The sequence below is a fragment of the Gellertiella sp. DMC107 genome, from assembly GCF_056313605.1.
This window is the reverse complement of record NZ_JBQUZZ010000001.1, coordinates 1,145,614-1,162,668: the sequence shown is the minus strand read 5'-3', so window position 1 is coordinate 1,162,668 and position 17,055 is coordinate 1,145,614. Positions and strand designations below refer to the sequence as shown.

Below are 17,055 nucleotides of genomic sequence, written 5' to 3'. Positions count from 1 at the left end.
GCACACCTTGGAAAAACGGAAGCTCGGGGGACGGGTCTTCACGACCCGGGCGGGTCAGAGAACGGGCTTGGATGCCTGCGAGACGGCAACGGCTTCGCCGAAGCCCTCGGGCAGCTTTACCTTCAACCGGTCCGTCATGAACTGGGTGCCGGCGGCGACCACGATGTCACCGCGGGCGAGGCCCTTGTCGATGGCAACGCCTTCCGGGGTAAAGGGACCCGGCGTGACCTCGCGCGGGCTGACGGTGGCATTGGCCGCATCCACGACCCAGACGACCGTGCGGCCATCGGTCTTGGACAGGGCCGACAGCGGCAGGTTGACGACGGGCTGTGCCGTCTTGCGGGCGGCCTCGATGGTGGCGGTCATGCCGAGGCGGATTTCGGGATTGTCCTTCAGCGAAACGCGGACGGCAAAGGTGCGCGACAGCGGATCGGCGCTGGCGGCGATCTCCCGGACCGTGCCCTTCATCTTCAGCGAGGGATCCGCCCAGAAGCCGGCCTTGACCTCCTGTCCGACCGAGAAGGCGGCAATATCCGTCTCCGGCACGGCGATCTGCACTTCCTTTTCCTCGTCGGCGGCGACGACGACCGCCACATTGCCGGCGCCGATCACCTGGCCGGCATCGGCCTGCACCAGCGTGACCACGCCATCGCGGTTGGCGACGAGATCCGTATAGGCGAGCTGGTTGGTCACCTCGTCGACGGCCGCCTCCGCGGAGGTCAGCGCCGAGCGGGCCTGATCGAGGGTGAGCTTGCGCTGTTCCAGGAGCGCGAGCGGAATGGTGCGCTGACGGAAGAGCTGGTCGGCGCGCTTCCAGGCGGCATCCGCCGTATCGAACTGCTGGCGGGCGGCATCGAGATTGGCCTTGGCGCGGTTTTCCGAAAGCGCGATATCGGCCCGGTCGAGCCGCATCAGCACATCGCCCTTCCTGACGCGATCACCGATATCGACGTGGCGCTCGACGATCTTGCCGTTGATGCGGAACCCCAGATTGACTTCCGTGCGGGCCTTCACCGAGCCGGAATAGACGAGCGTGGAGGCGACGTCGACGGGCTCCACCTTGATCACCTTGACGGGGCGAACTTCCTTCGCCACCTCGGCCTTTTCCTCCGAACAGCCCGACAAGGCGGCGGCCGAAAGGGAAAGGAGGGTGACCAGAACGGCGGTCTTGAACGTGCGGCCAAAGGCGGTGGGCTGCATCATGATATCGGTCCTTGTCTTCAAAGTCCCGCGGCCGGGCCGGGAGAGGGTGCAGTCTTCAGGGCGCGCAGCAGGAAATCCGCCACTTGCTCGGGGGTTGCCCGGTTGTTGCGGGGCGGGCACTGGGAAACGCATTGCGGATGAACGAGCGCCGCCATGCCGGAGGCGAAGCATTTTGCCGAGACGACCGCATCCTGCGGCGGAAATTCGCCCAGGCGGATGCCGTCCTCGATCATCGTCTGGATGATCCGGCACTGGCCGTCGATGTAGTTTTCAATGACGCTCCACTGGTTCTCCATGGCGATGACCACCATTTCATGCACCTTTTCGGCATCGATGAAGATGTCCACCGTGCGCTGGTGCATGTCCCGGACGAACTGGCGCAGGCGCGCCTCGGCGGAAAGGTCGAGGTCGGCGATGGAGCGGGCGAGCTCCTCGTTGCGGCTCAGCATGGCCTTGGCCAGCGCCTCGTGAATGTCGGCCTTGGAGCGGAAGAACCGGTAGATATTGGCGGGCGACATGCCCAGATCCTTGGCGATATCGGCGACATTGGTCTTGGAATATCCGTAGATCCGGAAAAGCTTCTCGGCGCTTTCGAGAATCCGACGGACATTCTCGTCGTGGATGGCTTCGGCTTGCATCGCGGCTTCCTGAAAAATGAATAGTGACGAATTTAATAATTCGTCAGTTATCAAAAATCAACCCCTGCGCGGAAAAAGGGTCGAGGAAACGATCGGGGGGCGAAAAACGAAAAAGCCCGGCGCGAGGCCGGGCTTTGTCATTCAGGCCGTTTCAAGGGGCTATATGCGTCCCATCAGCATCAGGACGATGACGATGACGAGCACGAGGCCCAGGCCGGAGCTCGGATAATAGCCCCAGGCGGTGCTGTGCGGCCAGACGGGCAGGGCGCCGATCAGGACCAGAATGAGAATGATGATGAGAATTGTACCGACACTCATGATAGTCTCCTTTCCCAAGAGCCCTGGCGGTCGAGGGTACCGCATCGGGCTGTTTGGCTCTTAAAGGCGGAAGCCGCTCAGTTTGTTCCCGCTCGCTTCGAAGGAAAATCGCGGGAGGAAGCCCTGGCCCCTTGCGCAGGACGTGAGAGGATCCGGGGCCGCCAAGGCCCCGGACCGTCATGACGATCAGTCGCGGGCAGCATCCTTGAGGCTGCCGACGGCGTTTTGCACCTTGCCCTTGGCCTGCTGCATCTTGCCGTCTGCGGTCAGCTTGGCGTCGCCCATGACCTTGCCTGCGGCTTCCTTGACGGAACCGGCGGCCTGGTTTGCGGCACCCTTGATGCGATCCTTGTCCATGGTGATCTCCTTCCTTTCGTGGGGGGATCCCGGCGTCGTGCAGGGATCCTGTCTCGTTGAGGAGAAGGCAGTGGCGGGGAGAGCCGCCAACCTTGCTCGTCAAGGCAGGTAGGGTCTTCACGGCTCGCTCACAGGATCGGAATCTACTCAATTTCCGTGGTGGGGAGCGCCAGGATAAGCCGCGCAAGTTGTGGCAGCGATCGCGATCCGGTGCGCCGCATGATGGCGGCGCGATGGTTTTCGACGGTGCGCTGGCTGATGCCGAGATCGGCCGCGATGTTCTTGCTCGGATGACCGTCGAGAACCATGGCCATGATCTGGCGCTGGCGGCGGGTCAGGCCCTTCAGCGCCTGCAAGGCCTTTTCCCGGTTGCCGTGATCGGTCTCCGCGTTGCGGGCCCGTGAGAGCGCGGTGCGGACGCAGGCGAGCAGGGCGGCCTCGGTCACCGGTTTTTCGAGAAAATCGCTGGCGCCGAGCTTCATCGCGCTCACGGCCATGCGCACGTCGCTGCTGCCGGTCATCAGGATGGAGGGGATCGGATGGCCGCGGCGCCCCATTTCCTCGAGCAGGTCCAGCCCGCTCATGCCCGGCAGATAGGCGTCGACCAGAAGGCAGCCCTGCGCCTCGCCGCCATAGGCTTCCAGAAAGGGCTCGCAGCCGGGGAAATCCCGCACGGCGATGCCCTGCACATCCAGCACCTCCCGCAGCGCCGCGCGGATCGATGCGTCGTCGTCGATCACGTAGACCAGCGGCGGCGAGCCATCGGCGGAAAGGATGGGCCGGTCGCCCTGATCCCGGTCGAAGGGCAGCAGCACCTGCTGGCCGGCCGGATGCGGGGCGGAGAGAATGCCGTTCAGCGTCGCGAGCGTTTCGCCCATGCGTTCCACGATGGCGCGCTGGCGCGGATCTTCCACCTGCCGCTTGAGCAGGCCGTGCAGCAGAACCAGGGTTTGCAGCGGTTGCCGCACCTCATGGGCGAGACCGGTCGAGAGAACCGGAGCGACGCTTTCCACCGCGGCGGAGGAGGGCTTCGGCCGCAGGCTGCCGCCGAGGATGGAGCCCGCCGAGGCCACGCGCCCCCCGGCTGCCCGAAAGGCGGCAAAGCGTCCGGTGTCCTCGCTCTCCTCCGGGTCGGTCCATACGAGGAGGGCGTCCGCCGAGGCGCAGCCGAGCGAGGCGAGGAGCCGATCGAGCCGCGCCGGGCCGGCGGCGGGCGTGGCGGGGCGAAGGCAAAGCCGGCCATTCTCGAAAATGAAATGCCGTCCCGCCGGCAGAACCAGCGCCTCGCCCGGATTCAACGGCGAGCCATGGGTGGCCATGACCAGCGCCAGCCGTTCGTCCAGCGCCTCCGTCAAGGGGGCGACGAGATCGTCGCTTTCCGGCAGGAGCAGGATACAGGGCAGGCCCGGCCCCTCCTCGAGGGCCAGCAGGGCCGCGAGAAGCGCCGGAAGATCGAATCCGGGCGGCTCCCCGATCGGCAGGAGGATGGTCAGGCCCGGACCTCGGGCGGTAGGGGTATCGGGCATGGCTGTGTCCCGTGACAGCGTGCAATCCATGAAAAGAGGCCCGGTGCAGGCACCGGTCTTCCCCCTGAAACGCAGCGAAGTGGAAAGCGTTCCCGTTCTCTGGCCCGAAATATGGGTGGAATTACTCTCTTGAAGCCCGTTCCGTCCGGAAGAGCAGAAAAACAGCGCCGTTTCCGTGAGTAATTTCCGAACCTGCGTTCAGGGCGCTGCGTTCCTAAATGGATGCAGGGAGGCGTGCCTTGCCTCTCTCGCATGCCGCGCGAATCGCGGCTCGTTGTCTATCTCGGAGTTACGTAATCCATGGCCACTTCTTCCAGCGACGATATCGCCGCCCTGCGCGAGGACCTGAACAGCCTGCGGCAGGACCTGTCCAGCCTGATTTCCAACCTGAAGACGGATGCGGCCCGGAACATGTCTCGCGGCGCAAGCCAGCTCGACGAGAACATGCAGGCCTTCTACCGCTCGGCGCTGAACAGCGGCGAGGAACAGGCCCGGCAATTGGGCAAGAAGATCGAGGATCATCCGCTGCTCGCCATCATGCTGGTGCTGTGCGCCGGCTATCTGGGCGGCCGCATGCTGTCCCGCTGAGCGATCCCATGCGGGAGATGCTTCGCCTGCTCATCCATGTGGCGGACAGCCAGATGGCGCGCGAACGGCCCTCGCTGGTCACGCGGGCGATCTGCGGTCTCGTGGCGGGGCTTCTGATGCTGGCGGCCCTCGGGCTGGCGCTGGCCGCATTGTGGATCGCGCTTCTGCCGAGCCTCGGTCCGGCGGGCGCACCGCTCGCCATCGCGGGCCTGCTCTTCGTGCTGGCGCTGATCTTCCTGGTCGCCGCCCGCCGCCGGCCCGTGCTGGTCGTCCGCGATCCGGCAACGGATCCTCGCGCGGCTGCGGCCGCGTCCAATCCCCTTGCGGCCAACAAGAGCGCGCTCCTTCTCGCTCTCTTCACGGCCGCTTTCCAGAGCGGGGCGCGTCGGTCGTGACCCGTCTCTGAAAAGAAAAGCCCGGTCTCGCGAGAGACCGGGCTTTTTCATGGGTTGATGGCAGGTCTCAGGCCTTGAAGGGGCCTTCGATGCCGAAGGCCTGCATCAGGGCCTTGTGGGTGTTGAAGGCCTTCAGCAGGTCGGCGCCGTAGCGCTCGACCAGCATGCTGCGGCGTTCTTCGTGCTGAACGGAGGCCAGCGCGCCCCAGATGGCGGCGAGCTTTTCCGCCGAGTCGCGTGCCGCATCGAGCGCCTTGCGGTCGGCGGCAAGCGCCAGAACGTCCTGGCCGGTGGTGGCGCCGACGCCCTTGACGGTCTTTGCACCGCCGGAAGTGTAGCCGGCCGGCAGATCGCCCTTGAGGTTCACGACGCGCTTGAACTGGATCAGGTCGAAGATCTGGTCCACGGCCTGCTTTGCGCCTTCGACGCGCGAGACGTGCTCGGTGTCGGCGGCGGCGTGCGGCAGGAGTTCCAGCTTGCCCGGATATTTCTGGCCGAGCGGCAGGTAGGGCACCATCGGGCCGGAAACGGCACCGGTTTCCGCATGGGTGAAGAGGTCGGCATCGATGGCCGCATAACGGACCTTGCCGGAGGCGAGCGCCCGGTCGAGCGCATCGGCATCCACGCCTTCACCGCGGTCGTAGTTCAGCAGCACCGCACCGTCATTGGCGGCGGCAAAGACGCTGTCGCCGATGAAGCCCGCATTGGCGAACGTGCCGGTTTCGGCATTCAGGGCACCTAGGCCGGTGTGGAGCGAGAGCACGTCCGCACCCTTGGCGGCGTCTTCCTTCGTCGCGGCCCAGGTGAAGCCTTCGCTTTCGATCCAGTCCTTGTGGCGCTCGCGGGCGAAGATCTTCACCTTCATGCCGAAGGCGCTTGCAAGCTTGGCAAGCTCGCGGCCGATATTGCCGTAGCCGAACACGGCCATGACCTTGCCTTCGAGCTTTTCGGTCGGGAATTCGCGCAGGTTGCGGCCCGTGTCGAACTTTCCGGCGGCGGTCAGGTCGTGCATCTTCTCGACGGCGAGATCGGGCAGGACCTTCAGAAGCGCCTTCATGGCCATCTGCGCCGTGGCGCGGGAGTTGAAGCTCGGCGTGTTCATCAGAACCGCATGGCCGCCTTCGCCATTGCCGCCGCCCCAGGAGGCGGAGCCCATATTGCCGGTGCCGGCGCCGATGCGGACGCCGCCGAATTCGAACTGGGCAGCCTTCGGCAGGAAGGTCGCAGCCGCGATCACGGCATCATACTGGCCATTGCCGGCAACGGCCATGATTTCCGCTTCGGTGGAGATATCCGGCACATAGAAGAAGTGCAGCTTGCCCTTTTCAAGGCTCTGGCCGTCCTCGTAGCCCTTCTCGTGGAAGACGCCGCCCTTGGATTCGACGTAAGCCTTCACTTCCGAATGATCGGGCTCGCCCTTGGCATCGAATTTCAGGCCGACGCGGTCGCAGACCAGCACCTTGTAGGCGCGGTTCGGATCGTCCTTGCGCTCGGTGGCGGACGCCTTGGCTTCCGCTTCGAAGGTGACGCCCTGCTTTGCCAGTTCCTCTTCGAGCACGGCGATCTTGGCGCGGTGATAGGCGTAATGCAGGTTGTCGAGCAACGCGGTCACGTCCGAGATCGGGCGGATGCCGCCGATCCAGGCGCGGTAATCGCCGGGCGTGCCCGGGAAGGCGTTGATGTAGCGGGCGACATCGAGGCCGGCTTCGTAGGCGCCGTTCGGATGGGTCACGCCGTCATAGGAGAGGATCGCCTTCGAATAGGCGACGATGCGGGCATGGACGGCCGGATCGGTGATGTCGGCATCCTTGACCTTCAGCAGCGTCACGGCCGCGCCGCGGTGATCGACGCTCGACACGCCGAGTTCGAAGAGCGGATGGGCAGCCACCCAGCGGTTCACTTCCTCGCGGTTGGCAACCGAGCGGCGGTTGAGATCCGAGACGGTGCCGATGCGCTTTTCGGCGCGCAGCAGGCCGAAGGTGGTTTCGGCAAAGGCCAGCGTCGAGAAGGTGTTGATCACGCCGCCGAGCATCTTGTTCTGTTCGGGATCATAGATCGGGCCGACATTGACGGTGCGTTCGCCGGTGAGCGGCTTCTTCGGATCGACGGGCGCGGCGATCTTCAGCTGGCGCGGGATGGCCCAGGAGGGCTGCTTCTGGTTCTTCTCGACCAGCGCAAGGGCAGCCGGCGTGAAGGAGATGATGTAATAGCCGGAAATGCCGCCGATCGCCTTCTGGAAGGGCATGAACATGCAGCACTTGGTGATGACGTCGTTGACGAGCTTTTCGCCCCAGGGCATGGCGCCGAGCATGGAGGTGGCGTCGAGAACGACGTGGTGCTCTTCCGGGTTCATCGCGATCCAGGCGAGCAGCTGCTCGATGTCGCGGGCGGAATAGGTGGTCGCACCTGTGGTTTCATGGCCGACGCCGATGAAGAGCTTGATGCCCATGGCCTTCAGCTCTTCGGCAGTCGGCACGATGCCTTCTTCTTTGGCGAAGTGGATGCGGCTTTCGTCGCCATTCTTCGCATAGCGCATCATCTCGATGATCTGCGCACCCCAGGACTGGCGGAAGAAGCCGGAGGACTTCGCCTCTTCGCTTTCCGGACGCAGCGTGTCGACGAAGACCTGCTGGGAGGGATCGTTGGTGGTGATGAGGTGCAGGGCGGCGGCGGTGAAGCCGGAATGGCCGCCGCCGAGGCCGACGGCCATCTTGTTGGCCTTCGGGAATTCGAAGTAGCGGTGGATCTCGCGCATCATGTCCAGCAGGAACTTGTCCGCCGGATAGCCGCGATGCATGGAGCGGCCGATTTCGGCAGCCGTGAACGGCCCGAGATCGTTGCCCCGGTCGTCGAGCTTGCGGTAGTTCTGCTCCAGCCAGCGCTCGAATTCGAACTTGATGAAGCGGCTGTCAGCCTCGTCGGCGGCGCCGTCGGTGATCGGGCCGACGCCGAAGAAGGGGTTCGCGGTGCGGGCCGGCCGGCCCTTGCGGGTGGCCTCCAGCGAAGCTGCGCGTTGGGCTTTGAGCGTTTCTACATTGGACATGGACAACCCCACCGATAGGAATGGTACTGGAAAAGTTGCGGCATCTTATCGATGGCGCGTCCCGGCGTAGGCTTGGTTACGTCACATCTTGTCTAAAAACGCCCTGCGAAAAGATTGTTTCATGAAGTGGGAGTCGTTTTTGATCAAGCGGAGGTCATTTTTCATCCCTTGCGCATGAAAAGCCGCCGATCGGAGCGAATATCGCTCCGATCCCGGCGCTGCGGTGCCTGTCGGGGCAGGCTCCACGGCAGAGCTGAAACGATTGTTTCAGCGGCCGGTCAGCCGGTTGGCGATGCGGGCGAGCGGCGAGGGGCCGGCGCCGGGCCGCGCCTCCTGCCGGTCGGCCATGTGGAAAAGCTGGTACATGCTGTGGACGCCCAGCCAGCGGAAGGGTTCCGGTTCCCATTCCCGTACGCGGCGGTTGACCCAGGGCAGGCGGGTGCGCTCGGTGTCCTCGTCGAGGATCAGGTCGGCCAGCGTCCGGCCGGAGAGATTGGAGGTGGAGACGCCCACCCCCACATAGCCGCCCGCCCAGCCGATGCCCGTGTCGCGGTCGAGGCCGACCGTCGCGCACCAGTCGCGCGGCACGCCCAGCACGCCGCACCAGGCATGGTCTATGGCAATCTGTCTCACCTGCGGGAAGTGGCGGTGAAGGATTTCGGTGAGCTGGCGGATCGTCTCCTCCTGCGTCCGGCCGTTCCGGTCGGTTTTCGAGCCGAAGCGGTAGGGCACGCCCCGGCCGCCCATGGCGATCCGTCCCTCGCGGGTGCGCTGCGCATAGCAATAGGCATGGGCGCCGTCGCCCAGCACCTCGTAGCCGTTCCAGCCGATCTCGCGCCAGAGGTCTTCGGGAAGCGGTGCGGTGACGATCTGGGCGCTGTTCAAGGGCAGCCAGGTGCGCGAGAGGCCGGGAAGGCCTGCGGTGAAGCCCTCGGTCGCGCGGATGATGATGCGGGTGCGCAGCTTGCCGCGGCTGGTCGAGACCAGACCCTTTTCGAAATCCGTCACCGCCGTGTTCTCGTAGATCCGGACGCCGAGCCGCTCGACGGCTTTCGCCAGCCCCTGCACCAGCTTGGCCGGCTGGACGCGGGCGACGCCCCGGGTGATCATCGCACCCTTGATATTGTTGACGGCGATGCGGGCGCGGGCCTCCTCCTCGCCGATCAGGTGAATGTCCTCCTCGGCGACGTTCCAGGCCTTTTCCGAGGCATAATCCGCCTGGATGCGCTGCCACTGCACGTCGCTGGTGGCGGCGCGCATCTCGTCGGTCCTGACGATGTCGGCATCGATGCCTTCCGCCTCGCAGACGCGGATGACTTCCTCGACCGTGCCCATCATGGCGGCGACCATGGCGCGGACGCCGTCGCGCGAGCCTGTGGTCAGATATTTGTCCCGCGACCAGGCAAAGCCGCCGGAAAGCCAGCCGCCATTGCGGCCGGAGGCGCCGAAGCCGGCAAATTCCCGCTCGACAATGGCGACATCCAGCCCCGGATGGGCCTTTTTCAGATAGTAGGCGGTCCACAGGCCCGTATAGCCGGCGCCGATGATGACCACATCCGCTTCCGTATCGCCCGAAAGGGGCGGCCGCCGGGCGGGCAGGCCGCCGATGTCCCGATACCAGAAGGAGATGTCGCCATTGATCATGTTGCCCTCGCGCGGCTGTCTTTTCCGGACCCTGCCACGGCGTGGCGGAGACTGGCAAGGCCCGCGCAAATCGCATTGCACGGCCCCTGACGGGATGCGATACCGGAGCCGAGACCGAAGGAGACCGCCGATGACCGCCCGTTCCATTGCCCAATTGTCCGTCCTCATCCAGTCGGGGGCGCTCGATCCCCGCGATCTCGCCCGCGAAACGCTCGCGGCCATGGCCGGGCACGACGATCCGGCGATCTTTCTGAAACGCACCGAGGACCGGGCGCTTGCCGAGGCGGAGGCCGCCGCGAAGCGCATCCGCGAGGGGCGTTCGCGCGGGGCGCTGGAGGGCATTCCGCTGGCCTGGAAGGACCTCTTCGCCATGGAAGGGCTCGCCAATCCGGCGGGCTCGGTGGTTCTGGCCGATGGCCCGCCCGCCAGCTGGGACGCGGCGGTGGTGGAGCGACTGGCGCGGGCCGGCATGGTCAGCGTCGGGCGCGTCAACATGAGCGAGTTCGCCTTTTCCGGCCTGGGCTACAACCCGCATTTCGGCACGCCGCGCAATCCGCGCTCCACCGACGGGCACCGCATTCCCGGCGGCTCCTCCTCCGGTTCGGCGGCGGCGGTCGCGGCGGGGCTCGTGCCGGTGGCGATCGGAACGGATACGGGCGGCTCGATCCGCATTCCCGCCGCCTTCACCGGCATTGTCGGCTACAAGGCGACGCGCGGGCGCTATCCGATGGACGGCGTGTTCCCGCTGGCGACCAGCCTCGATTCGCTCGGACCCCTCTGCCGGAGCGTCGGGGATGCGATCCTCGTGGATGCGGCCATGCGCGGGCACACCACGCCCGATATCGCCGCCGAAACGCTCTACGGACAGGATATCGTCGTGCCGGAAACCGTGGTTTTCGACGGGATCGAGGACGGGGTCGCGGCCGCCTTCGAGGCAGCGCTTGCCCGTCTCGAACAGGCGGGCGCCCGCATCCGCCGGATGGCGTTTCCGGCCTTTTCCGCAATCCTGAAGCTGATGGCCGACTACGGTCCGCTGGTGACGGCGGAGGCCTTCGCGCTGCACAGGGAGCGGCTCTCCGGCCCGGAGGCGAGCCGCATGGATCCGCGCGTGGTCCAGCGCTGCCGGCTCGGCGAGAAGATTTCCATGCCCGCCTATATCGCCATCCTGGAGGCCCGTGCCCGGCTGATCGCGGCGGTGGACGATCTGGTCGGCGGCCGGGCGATCCTCGCCACGCCGACGCTGCCGCATGTGGCGCCGCTCCTCGATCCGCTCCTTGCCGACGACGAGACCTTCTTCCGGATCAACGGCCTGACGCTGCGCAACACCATGCTCGGCAATTTCCTCGACTGGTGCGGCGTGTCGCTGCCCTCGGGCACGGGCGAAGCGGGCATGCCGGCGGGCATCCTGCTTTCGGGCCTGCCGAACCGCGACGACCAGCTTCTGGCGCTGGCACTGACGGCCGAGCAGGTGCTGGACCGGCTGTAGAAACGCCCCTTCCGCCTCCGGGCGCATGTCAGCAGTGAAATGCGGATAAAAACGTTTATATTTTTTGTTGAAAACGATTTTATCTTGCTTTATGCCTAGGGTCGGGAGGACGAGGAATGGGCAAGCCGACACGCCGGGTGGAAATGCCGACAATCAAGACGCTGGCAGACATGACCGGCTTCTCGATCGCGACCGTTTCCAAGGCGCTCCGGGACTCGCCCGTGGTGGCGCCCGCCACACGGCAAGCCATCTTCAAGGCTGCGGAAGAGGTGGGCTACACGGCCAACCAGCGCGGACAGGCGCTCCGGACCGGCAAGACCTACCAGATCGCCGTGCTGATGCCGCTGACGGCGGCCTCCGGCTATGAATGGGACGGCGTGGAATATACCCAGATCCTGTCCGGCATCAGCCAGGGGCTCGACGGCAGCGGCTACCGCATCTCCGCCCATATCGTGACGGATGCGGAGGACGGGGCCGCGATGGCCCGGCAGATCGCCGGTCTCGGGCTGGCGGACGGCCTGATCTTTTCCGGTATTCTCGCGGACGATCCGCGCATCAACCTGCTGGCCGATACGGGCTTTCCCTTCGTGACGCTCGGGCGCTGCCGGCGCGACATCGACTATGCGCATGTGGACGTGGACAATGAATGGGCCGCCCATGCGGCGACCGCGCGGCTGATCGCGGGCGGGCACCGGCGGATTGCGCTCGTCAATCCGTCCCGGCGCTTCTCCTATTCGCTCGACCGTATCGACGGTTTCGTGCGCGCCTTTCGCGACGCGGGCCTTGCGCCCTCGCTCGATCTCGTGGTCGAGGGCGATCTCTCGACCCGCTTCGGCAAGGAGAGCGCCGAGGCGCTGCTGCTCGATCCCGATCCGCCGAGCGCCTTCGTCTGCGTCAACGAATCCACGACGCTCGGCGTGCTCTCGGGGCTGGCGCAGCGCGGCCTGCTCATCGGCGGGGACGTGGATGTGGTCGCCTATGACGATATCAATGTGAGTGCCTATTTCACGCCGCCGCTCACCACGCTTTACCTGCCCATCGAACAGCTTGGCCGCACGCTCGGACAGTTTATCCTGCGCCGGATCGCCGGCGAGGGGCCGTCCGTCCTCAGGCAGACCTTTCAGCCGGCGCTCGTTCCGCGCCAGCCGGATAATTCAAGACAGACCCCGAAACCTATGACTGGAGGAGAATAGGATGAGAAGGACAATTCTTGCACTGGCCATCGCGGCCCTTTCCGCGTCGTCTCTCATGGCTGCCGATCTCGGTGGCAAGCTGCTGAAGGTGGGCTCGGACACGACCTCGCCGCCGATGGAAAGCGTCGATCCCGCCACCGGCCAGATCGTCGGCTTCGACGTGGATGTGGTGAATGCCGTCTGCGCCAAGATCAACTGCAAGGCCGAATTCGTCACGACCGGCTGGGACGGCATCTTCGCCGCGCTCGACCAGGGCAATTTCGATTTCGTCGCCTCGGGCGTCTCGATCACCGAGGAGCGCAAGAAGGCGATGGACTTCACCGATCCCTATATCGTCAACAGCCAGGCCGTGCTGATGCGGGTGGAAGACGCGGTCACCTCGGCCGACGACTTCAAGGCCAAGGGCCTGAAGCTCTCCGCCCAGGCCAATACCACCGATGCGGACGTGGCCGCCGGTATCGTCGGCAAGGAAAACGTGCTGGCCTATGACACGTTCAGCGCCTCGGTTCTGGCGCTGAAGAACAAGGACGTGGACGGCGTGGTGATCAACGGCGCCAATGCGGATGCCTATGAGAAGGAATTCGCCGGCGAGCTGGTCGTCTCGATCCGCGGCCTGTCCTCCGATCCGCTCGGTCTGGTGTTCCGCAAGGGCGACCCGAACGTGGCGGCCTTCAACGAGGGCATCAAGGCCCTGCAGGACGACGGTACGCTGGACAAGCTGATCCAGAAGTATTGGGGCACGAACTGATATAAGCTGTTCCCGGGGGCACGTGTCCGGGCCGGAAGAGCCAGCCTCTTCCGGCCGCGCCGTCCCCTGCTGTCTTGAATTCCATTCCGGAGGAAGGAATGTCTTTCCTGAAACGGGTCAGGCCGAGCAATCTGATCATCCTGACCGCCACGCCGTTCATCCTGTATCTGTTTGCGACTTCAGCCGATTACATGCGCTCGCTCCGGGCGCTGGCGGGCGTGGAAAACGGGTCGGGCATCCTCGTTCCGGGCTATCTGCTGCTTCTCGCGCTTTGCGTATCGGGCCTCGTCCTGCTGTTTTACCGCAAGGATCAGGGCTTGCGGCGGCTGGTGCGGCCGGTGGCGGGCTTCGTTCATCTCGGCGCCCTGATCGTGCTGATGCGCGGCGAGCTCGCCCATCCCTATATGGCCTCGGCCCTTGCCAATGGCGTGGATGCCTTCGCCTCGAAACTGGTGGTCCCCGGCGTCAATCCGCGCCAGCTCACGCCGGAAGCGGATCTCTGGCTGAAGGATGTGCTTGCCCTGATCGTCCCGCTCTACGGGCTCCTGTCGTTCTTCGGCCTTGCGGCCCATGCCTTCGGCAGGGCAAGGGGCGTGCCGCTCGTGGCACGGGCAGGGGGGCTGATTGCCGGGGTAACCAATGGCCTGCTGCTGGCATTCCTGCTGCTGTTTGCCCATGTCGCCTTCGCGGCGGGCGTCGCCACCACACTCCGGGCGGCCATTCTCGCCTATGTGCTGGCGGCGCTCCTCGGTCTCACCTGGGTGGGGCTTCTGCAGCTGCAGTACAGCCGCCGCACGGGCCTCATTTCCAGCCTGATCGTCGCCCTGCTGCTTTCTGGAGCCGCCTACCAGCTGCTCCAGCCGCCAGCGCCCTATGTGCTGGCCGGAACGCTCGAGGGCAAGATCGGCATTCTCCGGGGAACGCCGTCCTCGCTGGTCGGCGCGGTCCGTTTCGGCACCTATCCCGGCGGTCCGGAGACGGAAACCGGGGTCCGCACCTTCCTCGCGCCTGAGGACGGGATCAAGGCGGTGGAGGGCAAGCAGGGCGTCAGCGCCGTGCTGTTTGCGGCCGAAGCGCCGCCCGCCAACTGGCCGGTGCTCTGGAAGACCACGGCGCTCGATGACCGTTCGAAATCGACCGGGATCACGCTTGCGGTGCTGGGGATCATTCTCGGCATCCTCACCTTCGGCGGCATGCTGCATCGCCGCCATCCGCTGGCCATCGGTTCGGAATTCGTCATCGACACGATCCGTGGCATTCCGATGCTGGTCATCGTTCTCTATGTGGGCCTGCCGCTCTCCGGGGCGCTGAAGGATGCCACCGGCGGCGCGGTCGATCCGCCCAACATGATGCGCGGCATCGTGGCCATGGCGATTGCCTATTCGGCCTATCTGGCGGAAATCTTCCGGGCCGGCATCAATGCCATTCCGGCCGGCCAGACGGAGGCGGCGAAATCCCTCGGCCTCAACCGCTGGAATACGGCCCGTCACGTGGTGTTGCCGCAGGCCTTCCGGGTGATCATTCCGCCGCTCGGCAACGAACTGATCGCCATTCTCAAGGACACGTCGCTGCTGTCGATCCTGTCGATCCGCGATATCACCCAGCGCATGCGGGAATTCCAGTCGGCAAGCTTCCTGCCCTTTGCGCCGTACAATTCCGCGGCTATCTTCTACATCTTCCTGACGCTTGCGGCCGCAAGTCTGGTGAATACCGTCGAAAGAAAATATCATGTCAAGCATCGCTGAATGGCGCGAGGAGCTGATCCACCGTGCCTCCTGCATCCGCGTTCCCGCCGATTTCGTCTTCGGCAGCGCCACCTCCGCCTACCAGATCGAAGGGGCGGCCGCCCTCGATGGCAAGGGGGAGAGCATCTGGGACCGCTTCACCCGCAAGCCGGGGGCGATTGCGGACGGATCCAACGGGGATGTGGCCTGCGATCACTACCACCTCTTCCCGCGCGACATCGACCTGATGAGGCAGATGGGGCTTTCGGCCTATCGCTTTTCCCTCTCCTGGCCGCGCCTGCTGCCGGAGGGTTCGGGCCGCATCAATCGGGCCGGGGCGGATTTCTACAACCGGCTGATCGATGCGCTGCTGGAAGCGGACATCGATCCCTTCCTGACGCTCTACCACTGGGACCTGCCGCAGCGGCTGCAGGACAGGGGCGGCTGGTACAATCGCGACACGGCGATGCGCTTTGCCGATTATGCGGCGGAAGCGGCCGCTCTTTTCGGGGACCGGGTCAGCCACTGGACGACGCTCAACGAACCCTGGACCTTCTGCTGGTGGGGCCATGCGACGGGCGAGGATGCGCCGGGCCTTTCCGACGGCGTGCGGGGCGGCGTGGTTTCCAGCCACCATGCACTGCTTGCCCACGGTCTTGCCGTGCCGATGATCCGCAGCGAGGCCAAAGGGGCCGAGGTGGGGATCACGCTCGATGTCAATGTCACGGAGCCGGCCACCGACCGGGAAGAGGACATCGAGGCGGCGCGCCGGTTCGACGGAGCCCAGAACCGCTGGTATCTGGAGGCGATCTTCAACGGCGCCTATCCGGAGGACATGCTCGATCTCTACCATCCGCGCTTCCTGCCGGAGATCCGCCCCGGCGATCTTGAGGCCATCCGCGCGCCGATCGATTTCCTCGGCATCAACAATTACCGCCGTTCGGTGATCAAGGCCGGTCCCGAACTGCCGCCGCTTTCCTATGAGCGCGTCTCGCCGGAAGGCTCCGACTATTCGGCGCTCGGCTGGGAAATCTGGCCGCAGGCGATCGAGGATATTCTGGTGCACGTGCACGAGACCTACAGGCCGGCGAAGATCTATGTGACGGAAAACGGCATGGCGACTGCTCCGGAAGTGCCGGATGCGCGCGGCCGGATCGAGGATGCGGACCGCGCCGCCTATCTGGTCGGCTATATCGAGAAGGTGGCGTCGGCCGTTGCCAAGGGGGTGCCGGTCAAGGGCTATTTTGCCTGGACGCTCACCGACAATTTCGAATGGGCGCTCGGTTATACCGCGCCCTTCGGCCTGATCCATGTGGATTTCAAGACGCAGGAACGGCGTCTCAAGTGGAGCGGTGAGGTCTATGGCCGCATCGCCCGGGAAGCGGGGGAGCGCTGATCATGGCGGTGAAGGGGACGGTTCTGATCACCGGCGGGCATCGCGGGCTCGGCGCCATGCTTGCCCGCCTGTTCGCCGCCGACGGTTACCGCGTGATTGCCGCCGGCCGTCGGGAGGACAGCACGATTGCCGGCGTGGAGGCCCTGCCGCTGCGGCTCGAGGACGAAGGCTCGATTGCCGAGGCCGCCCGCCGGCTGGAGGGACAGGGCATCGACATCCTCATCCACAATGCGGCGATCCGGGGTGCGACGGAGGGGCTCGACGCGGTGACATCAGGGGACTTCATCGAGACCATGCGGGTGAATGCGCTGGCGCCGCTTCTGCTCACCCGGGCGCTGCTGCCCAATCTGCGGGCCGGGCATCGCAAGGTCGTTGCCATGATCTCCAGCCGCGCGGGCTCCAACAGCGAGGGGCACCGGGACAATCCCGACGGGGACTATGCCTATCGCTGCTCGAAGGCGGCGCTGAACATGGCAACCACCAAGCTTGCGGCGGATTTCCGGCCTGACGGCATTGCCGTCATGGCCTTTCATCCCGGCTGGGTCCGCACCGACATGGGCGGGGACGAGGCGGTGCTGACCGTCGAGGAAAGCGCGGCCGGCCTCATGACGCTGATCGCCTCGGCCGGCCTCGCAGAGACCGCGAGCTTCCGCACCCATGACGGACAGCCGGTCGGCTGGTGACTCATGGCCATCAAGTAAAAAAATTTTGTACTGGTCAAAATTGCCCGCTGATTTTATACAGTAGGGCGGTGAAGGCCGAAGCGCGCCGCTTCGCCTCTTTCCAGGGAGGACTG

Annotated in this window: 16 protein-coding genes; 9 read left to right on the top strand and 7 right to left on the bottom strand. The window is 65.4% G+C overall.

Going from position 1 to position 17,055, the window contains the following annotated elements; translation table 11 throughout:
- Window positions 1–54 precede the first annotated feature (54 nt).
- The 5 genes from ACT54B_RS05420 to ACT54B_RS05400 form a co-directional block, all read right to left on the bottom strand.
- Window positions 55–1,203, bottom strand: a complete 1,149-nt coding sequence (locus ACT54B_RS05420; RefSeq protein WP_476043405.1) for an efflux RND transporter periplasmic adaptor subunit — start codon at window positions 1,201–1,203, stop codon at window positions 55–57.
- Between the two features lie 17 nt (window positions 1,204–1,220).
- Entirely contained in the window at window positions 1,221–1,841 is a 621-nt protein-coding gene (locus ACT54B_RS05415) for a TetR/AcrR family transcriptional regulator (protein WP_476043404.1), read from the bottom strand.
- A gap of 159 nt (window positions 1,842–2,000) precedes the next feature.
- A complete protein-coding gene (locus ACT54B_RS05410) occupies window positions 2,001–2,159 on the bottom strand; it encodes a DUF3309 domain-containing protein (RefSeq protein WP_476043402.1) in 159 nt (52 codons plus the stop codon).
- A gap of 186 nt (window positions 2,160–2,345) precedes the next feature.
- Window positions 2,346–2,516, bottom strand: a complete 171-nt coding sequence (locus tag ACT54B_RS05405; RefSeq protein WP_476043401.1) for a CsbD family protein — start codon at window positions 2,514–2,516, stop codon at window positions 2,346–2,348.
- A 143-nt stretch (window positions 2,517–2,659) separates the two neighbouring features.
- Window positions 2,660–4,042 (bottom strand): response regulator, encoded by a 1,383-nt coding sequence (locus tag ACT54B_RS05400; RefSeq protein WP_476043400.1) that lies wholly within the window; start codon window positions 4,040–4,042, stop codon window positions 2,660–2,662.
- Between ACT54B_RS05400 and ACT54B_RS05395 the strand changes: the two genes are divergently transcribed.
- The 3 genes from ACT54B_RS05395 (at window position 4,041) to ACT54B_RS05385 (ending at window position 5,025) form a co-directional block, all read left to right on the top strand.
- Window positions 4,041–4,175, top strand: coding sequence for a hypothetical protein (locus ACT54B_RS05395; protein ID WP_476043398.1), 135 nt, complete (start codon window positions 4,041–4,043; stop codon window positions 4,173–4,175). The two genes, ACT54B_RS05400 and ACT54B_RS05395, sit on opposite strands and share 2 nt — an antisense overlap.
- Window positions 4,176–4,342: 167 nt before the next feature.
- On the top strand, window positions 4,343–4,630 hold the full coding sequence (locus tag ACT54B_RS05390; protein WP_476043397.1) for a hypothetical protein: 288 nt from the start codon (window positions 4,343–4,345) through the stop codon (window positions 4,628–4,630).
- A gap of 8 nt (window positions 4,631–4,638) precedes the next feature.
- A complete protein-coding gene (locus ACT54B_RS05385; protein WP_476043396.1) occupies window positions 4,639–5,025 on the top strand; it encodes a hypothetical protein in 387 nt (128 codons plus the stop codon).
- Between the two features lie 67 nt (window positions 5,026–5,092).
- Here the strand turns inward: ACT54B_RS05385 and ACT54B_RS05380 are convergent, their stop codons facing one another.
- Both ACT54B_RS05380 and ACT54B_RS05375 read right to left on the bottom strand, forming a co-directional pair.
- Window positions 5,093–8,068: an NAD(P)-dependent oxidoreductase gene (locus tag ACT54B_RS05380; RefSeq protein WP_476043394.1), complete on the bottom strand. Its 2,976-nt coding sequence runs from the start codon at window positions 8,066–8,068 to the stop codon at window positions 5,093–5,095.
- Between the two features lie 267 nt (window positions 8,069–8,335).
- Complete coding sequence (locus tag ACT54B_RS05375; protein ID WP_476043393.1) at window positions 8,336–9,712, bottom strand: NAD(P)/FAD-dependent oxidoreductase; 1,377 nt, start codon at window positions 9,710–9,712, stop codon at window positions 8,336–8,338.
- A 130-nt stretch (window positions 9,713–9,842) separates the two neighbouring features.
- On the opposite strand from ACT54B_RS05375, the gene ACT54B_RS05370 reads away from it, so the two are divergent.
- The 6 genes from ACT54B_RS05370 (at window position 9,843) to ACT54B_RS05345 (ending at window position 16,942) form a co-directional block, all read left to right on the top strand.
- The gene (locus ACT54B_RS05370; RefSeq protein WP_476043391.1) at window positions 9,843–11,198 is read left to right on the top strand and encodes an amidase; all 1,356 of its coding nucleotides are present in this window, start codon (window positions 9,843–9,845) and stop codon (window positions 11,196–11,198) included.
- A gap of 116 nt (window positions 11,199–11,314) precedes the next feature.
- Window positions 11,315–12,391 carry a LacI family DNA-binding transcriptional regulator gene (locus ACT54B_RS05365; RefSeq protein WP_476043390.1) on the top strand — a complete coding sequence of 359 codons (1,077 nt, stop codon included), beginning with the start codon at window positions 11,315–11,317 and terminating at the stop codon, window positions 12,389–12,391.
- A 1-nt stretch (window position 12,392) separates the two neighbouring features.
- Window positions 12,393–13,139, top strand: a complete 747-nt coding sequence (locus tag ACT54B_RS05360; RefSeq protein WP_476043389.1) for a transporter substrate-binding domain-containing protein — start codon at window positions 12,393–12,395, stop codon at window positions 13,137–13,139.
- Between the two features lie 98 nt (window positions 13,140–13,237).
- Complete coding sequence (locus ACT54B_RS05355; protein ID WP_476043387.1) at window positions 13,238–14,884, top strand: amino acid ABC transporter permease; 1,647 nt, start codon at window positions 13,238–13,240, stop codon at window positions 14,882–14,884.
- Window positions 14,868–16,259 carry a GH1 family beta-glucosidase gene (locus ACT54B_RS05350; protein WP_476043385.1) on the top strand — a complete coding sequence of 464 codons (1,392 nt, stop codon included), beginning with the start codon at window positions 14,868–14,870 and terminating at the stop codon, window positions 16,257–16,259. The genes ACT54B_RS05355 and ACT54B_RS05350 overlap by 17 nt, the downstream gene beginning before the upstream one ends.
- Before the next feature lie 2 nt (window positions 16,260–16,261).
- On the top strand, window positions 16,262–16,942 hold the full coding sequence (locus ACT54B_RS05345; protein WP_476043384.1) for an SDR family oxidoreductase: 681 nt from the start codon (window positions 16,262–16,264) through the stop codon (window positions 16,940–16,942).
- The last annotated feature ends 113 nt before the right edge of the window (window positions 16,943–17,055 follow it).

Bases quoted from the DNA above. Each gene is read 5' to 3' on its own strand.
- ACT54B_RS05420 (WP_476043405.1), bottom strand. From the start codon at position 1,203: ATGATGCAGCCCACCGCCTTTGGCCGCACGTTCAAGACCGCCGTTCTG.
- ACT54B_RS05415 (WP_476043404.1), bottom strand. From the start codon at position 1,841: ATGCAAGCCGAAGCCATCCACGACGAGAATGTCCGTCGGATTCTCGAA.
- ACT54B_RS05410 (WP_476043402.1), bottom strand. From the start codon at position 2,159: ATGAGTGTCGGTACAATTCTCATCATCATTCTCATTCTGGTCCTGATC.
- ACT54B_RS05405 (WP_476043401.1), bottom strand. From the start codon at position 2,516: ATGGACAAGGATCGCATCAAGGGTGCCGCAAACCAGGCCGCCGGTTCC.
- ACT54B_RS05395 (WP_476043398.1), top strand. From the start codon at position 4,041: ATGGCTGTGTCCCGTGACAGCGTGCAATCCATGAAAAGAGGCCCGGTG.
- ACT54B_RS05400 (WP_476043400.1), bottom strand. From the start codon at position 4,042: ATGCCCGATACCCCTACCGCCCGAGGTCCGGGCCTGACCATCCTCCTG.
- ACT54B_RS05390 (WP_476043397.1), top strand. From the start codon at position 4,343: ATGGCCACTTCTTCCAGCGACGATATCGCCGCCCTGCGCGAGGACCTG.
- ACT54B_RS05385 (WP_476043396.1), top strand. From the start codon at position 4,639: ATGCGGGAGATGCTTCGCCTGCTCATCCATGTGGCGGACAGCCAGATG.
- ACT54B_RS05380 (WP_476043394.1), bottom strand. From the start codon at position 8,068: ATGTCCAATGTAGAAACGCTCAAAGCCCAACGCGCAGCTTCGCTGGAG.
- ACT54B_RS05375 (WP_476043393.1), bottom strand. From the start codon at position 9,712: ATGATCAATGGCGACATCTCCTTCTGGTATCGGGACATCGGCGGCCTG.
- ACT54B_RS05370 (WP_476043391.1), top strand. From the start codon at position 9,843: ATGACCGCCCGTTCCATTGCCCAATTGTCCGTCCTCATCCAGTCGGGG.
- ACT54B_RS05365 (WP_476043390.1), top strand. From the start codon at position 11,315: ATGGGCAAGCCGACACGCCGGGTGGAAATGCCGACAATCAAGACGCTG.
- ACT54B_RS05360 (WP_476043389.1), top strand. From the start codon at position 12,393: ATGAGAAGGACAATTCTTGCACTGGCCATCGCGGCCCTTTCCGCGTCG.
- ACT54B_RS05355 (WP_476043387.1), top strand. From the start codon at position 13,238: ATGTCTTTCCTGAAACGGGTCAGGCCGAGCAATCTGATCATCCTGACC.
- ACT54B_RS05350 (WP_476043385.1), top strand. From the start codon at position 14,868: ATGTCAAGCATCGCTGAATGGCGCGAGGAGCTGATCCACCGTGCCTCC.
- ACT54B_RS05345 (WP_476043384.1), top strand. From the start codon at position 16,262: ATGGCGGTGAAGGGGACGGTTCTGATCACCGGCGGGCATCGCGGGCTC.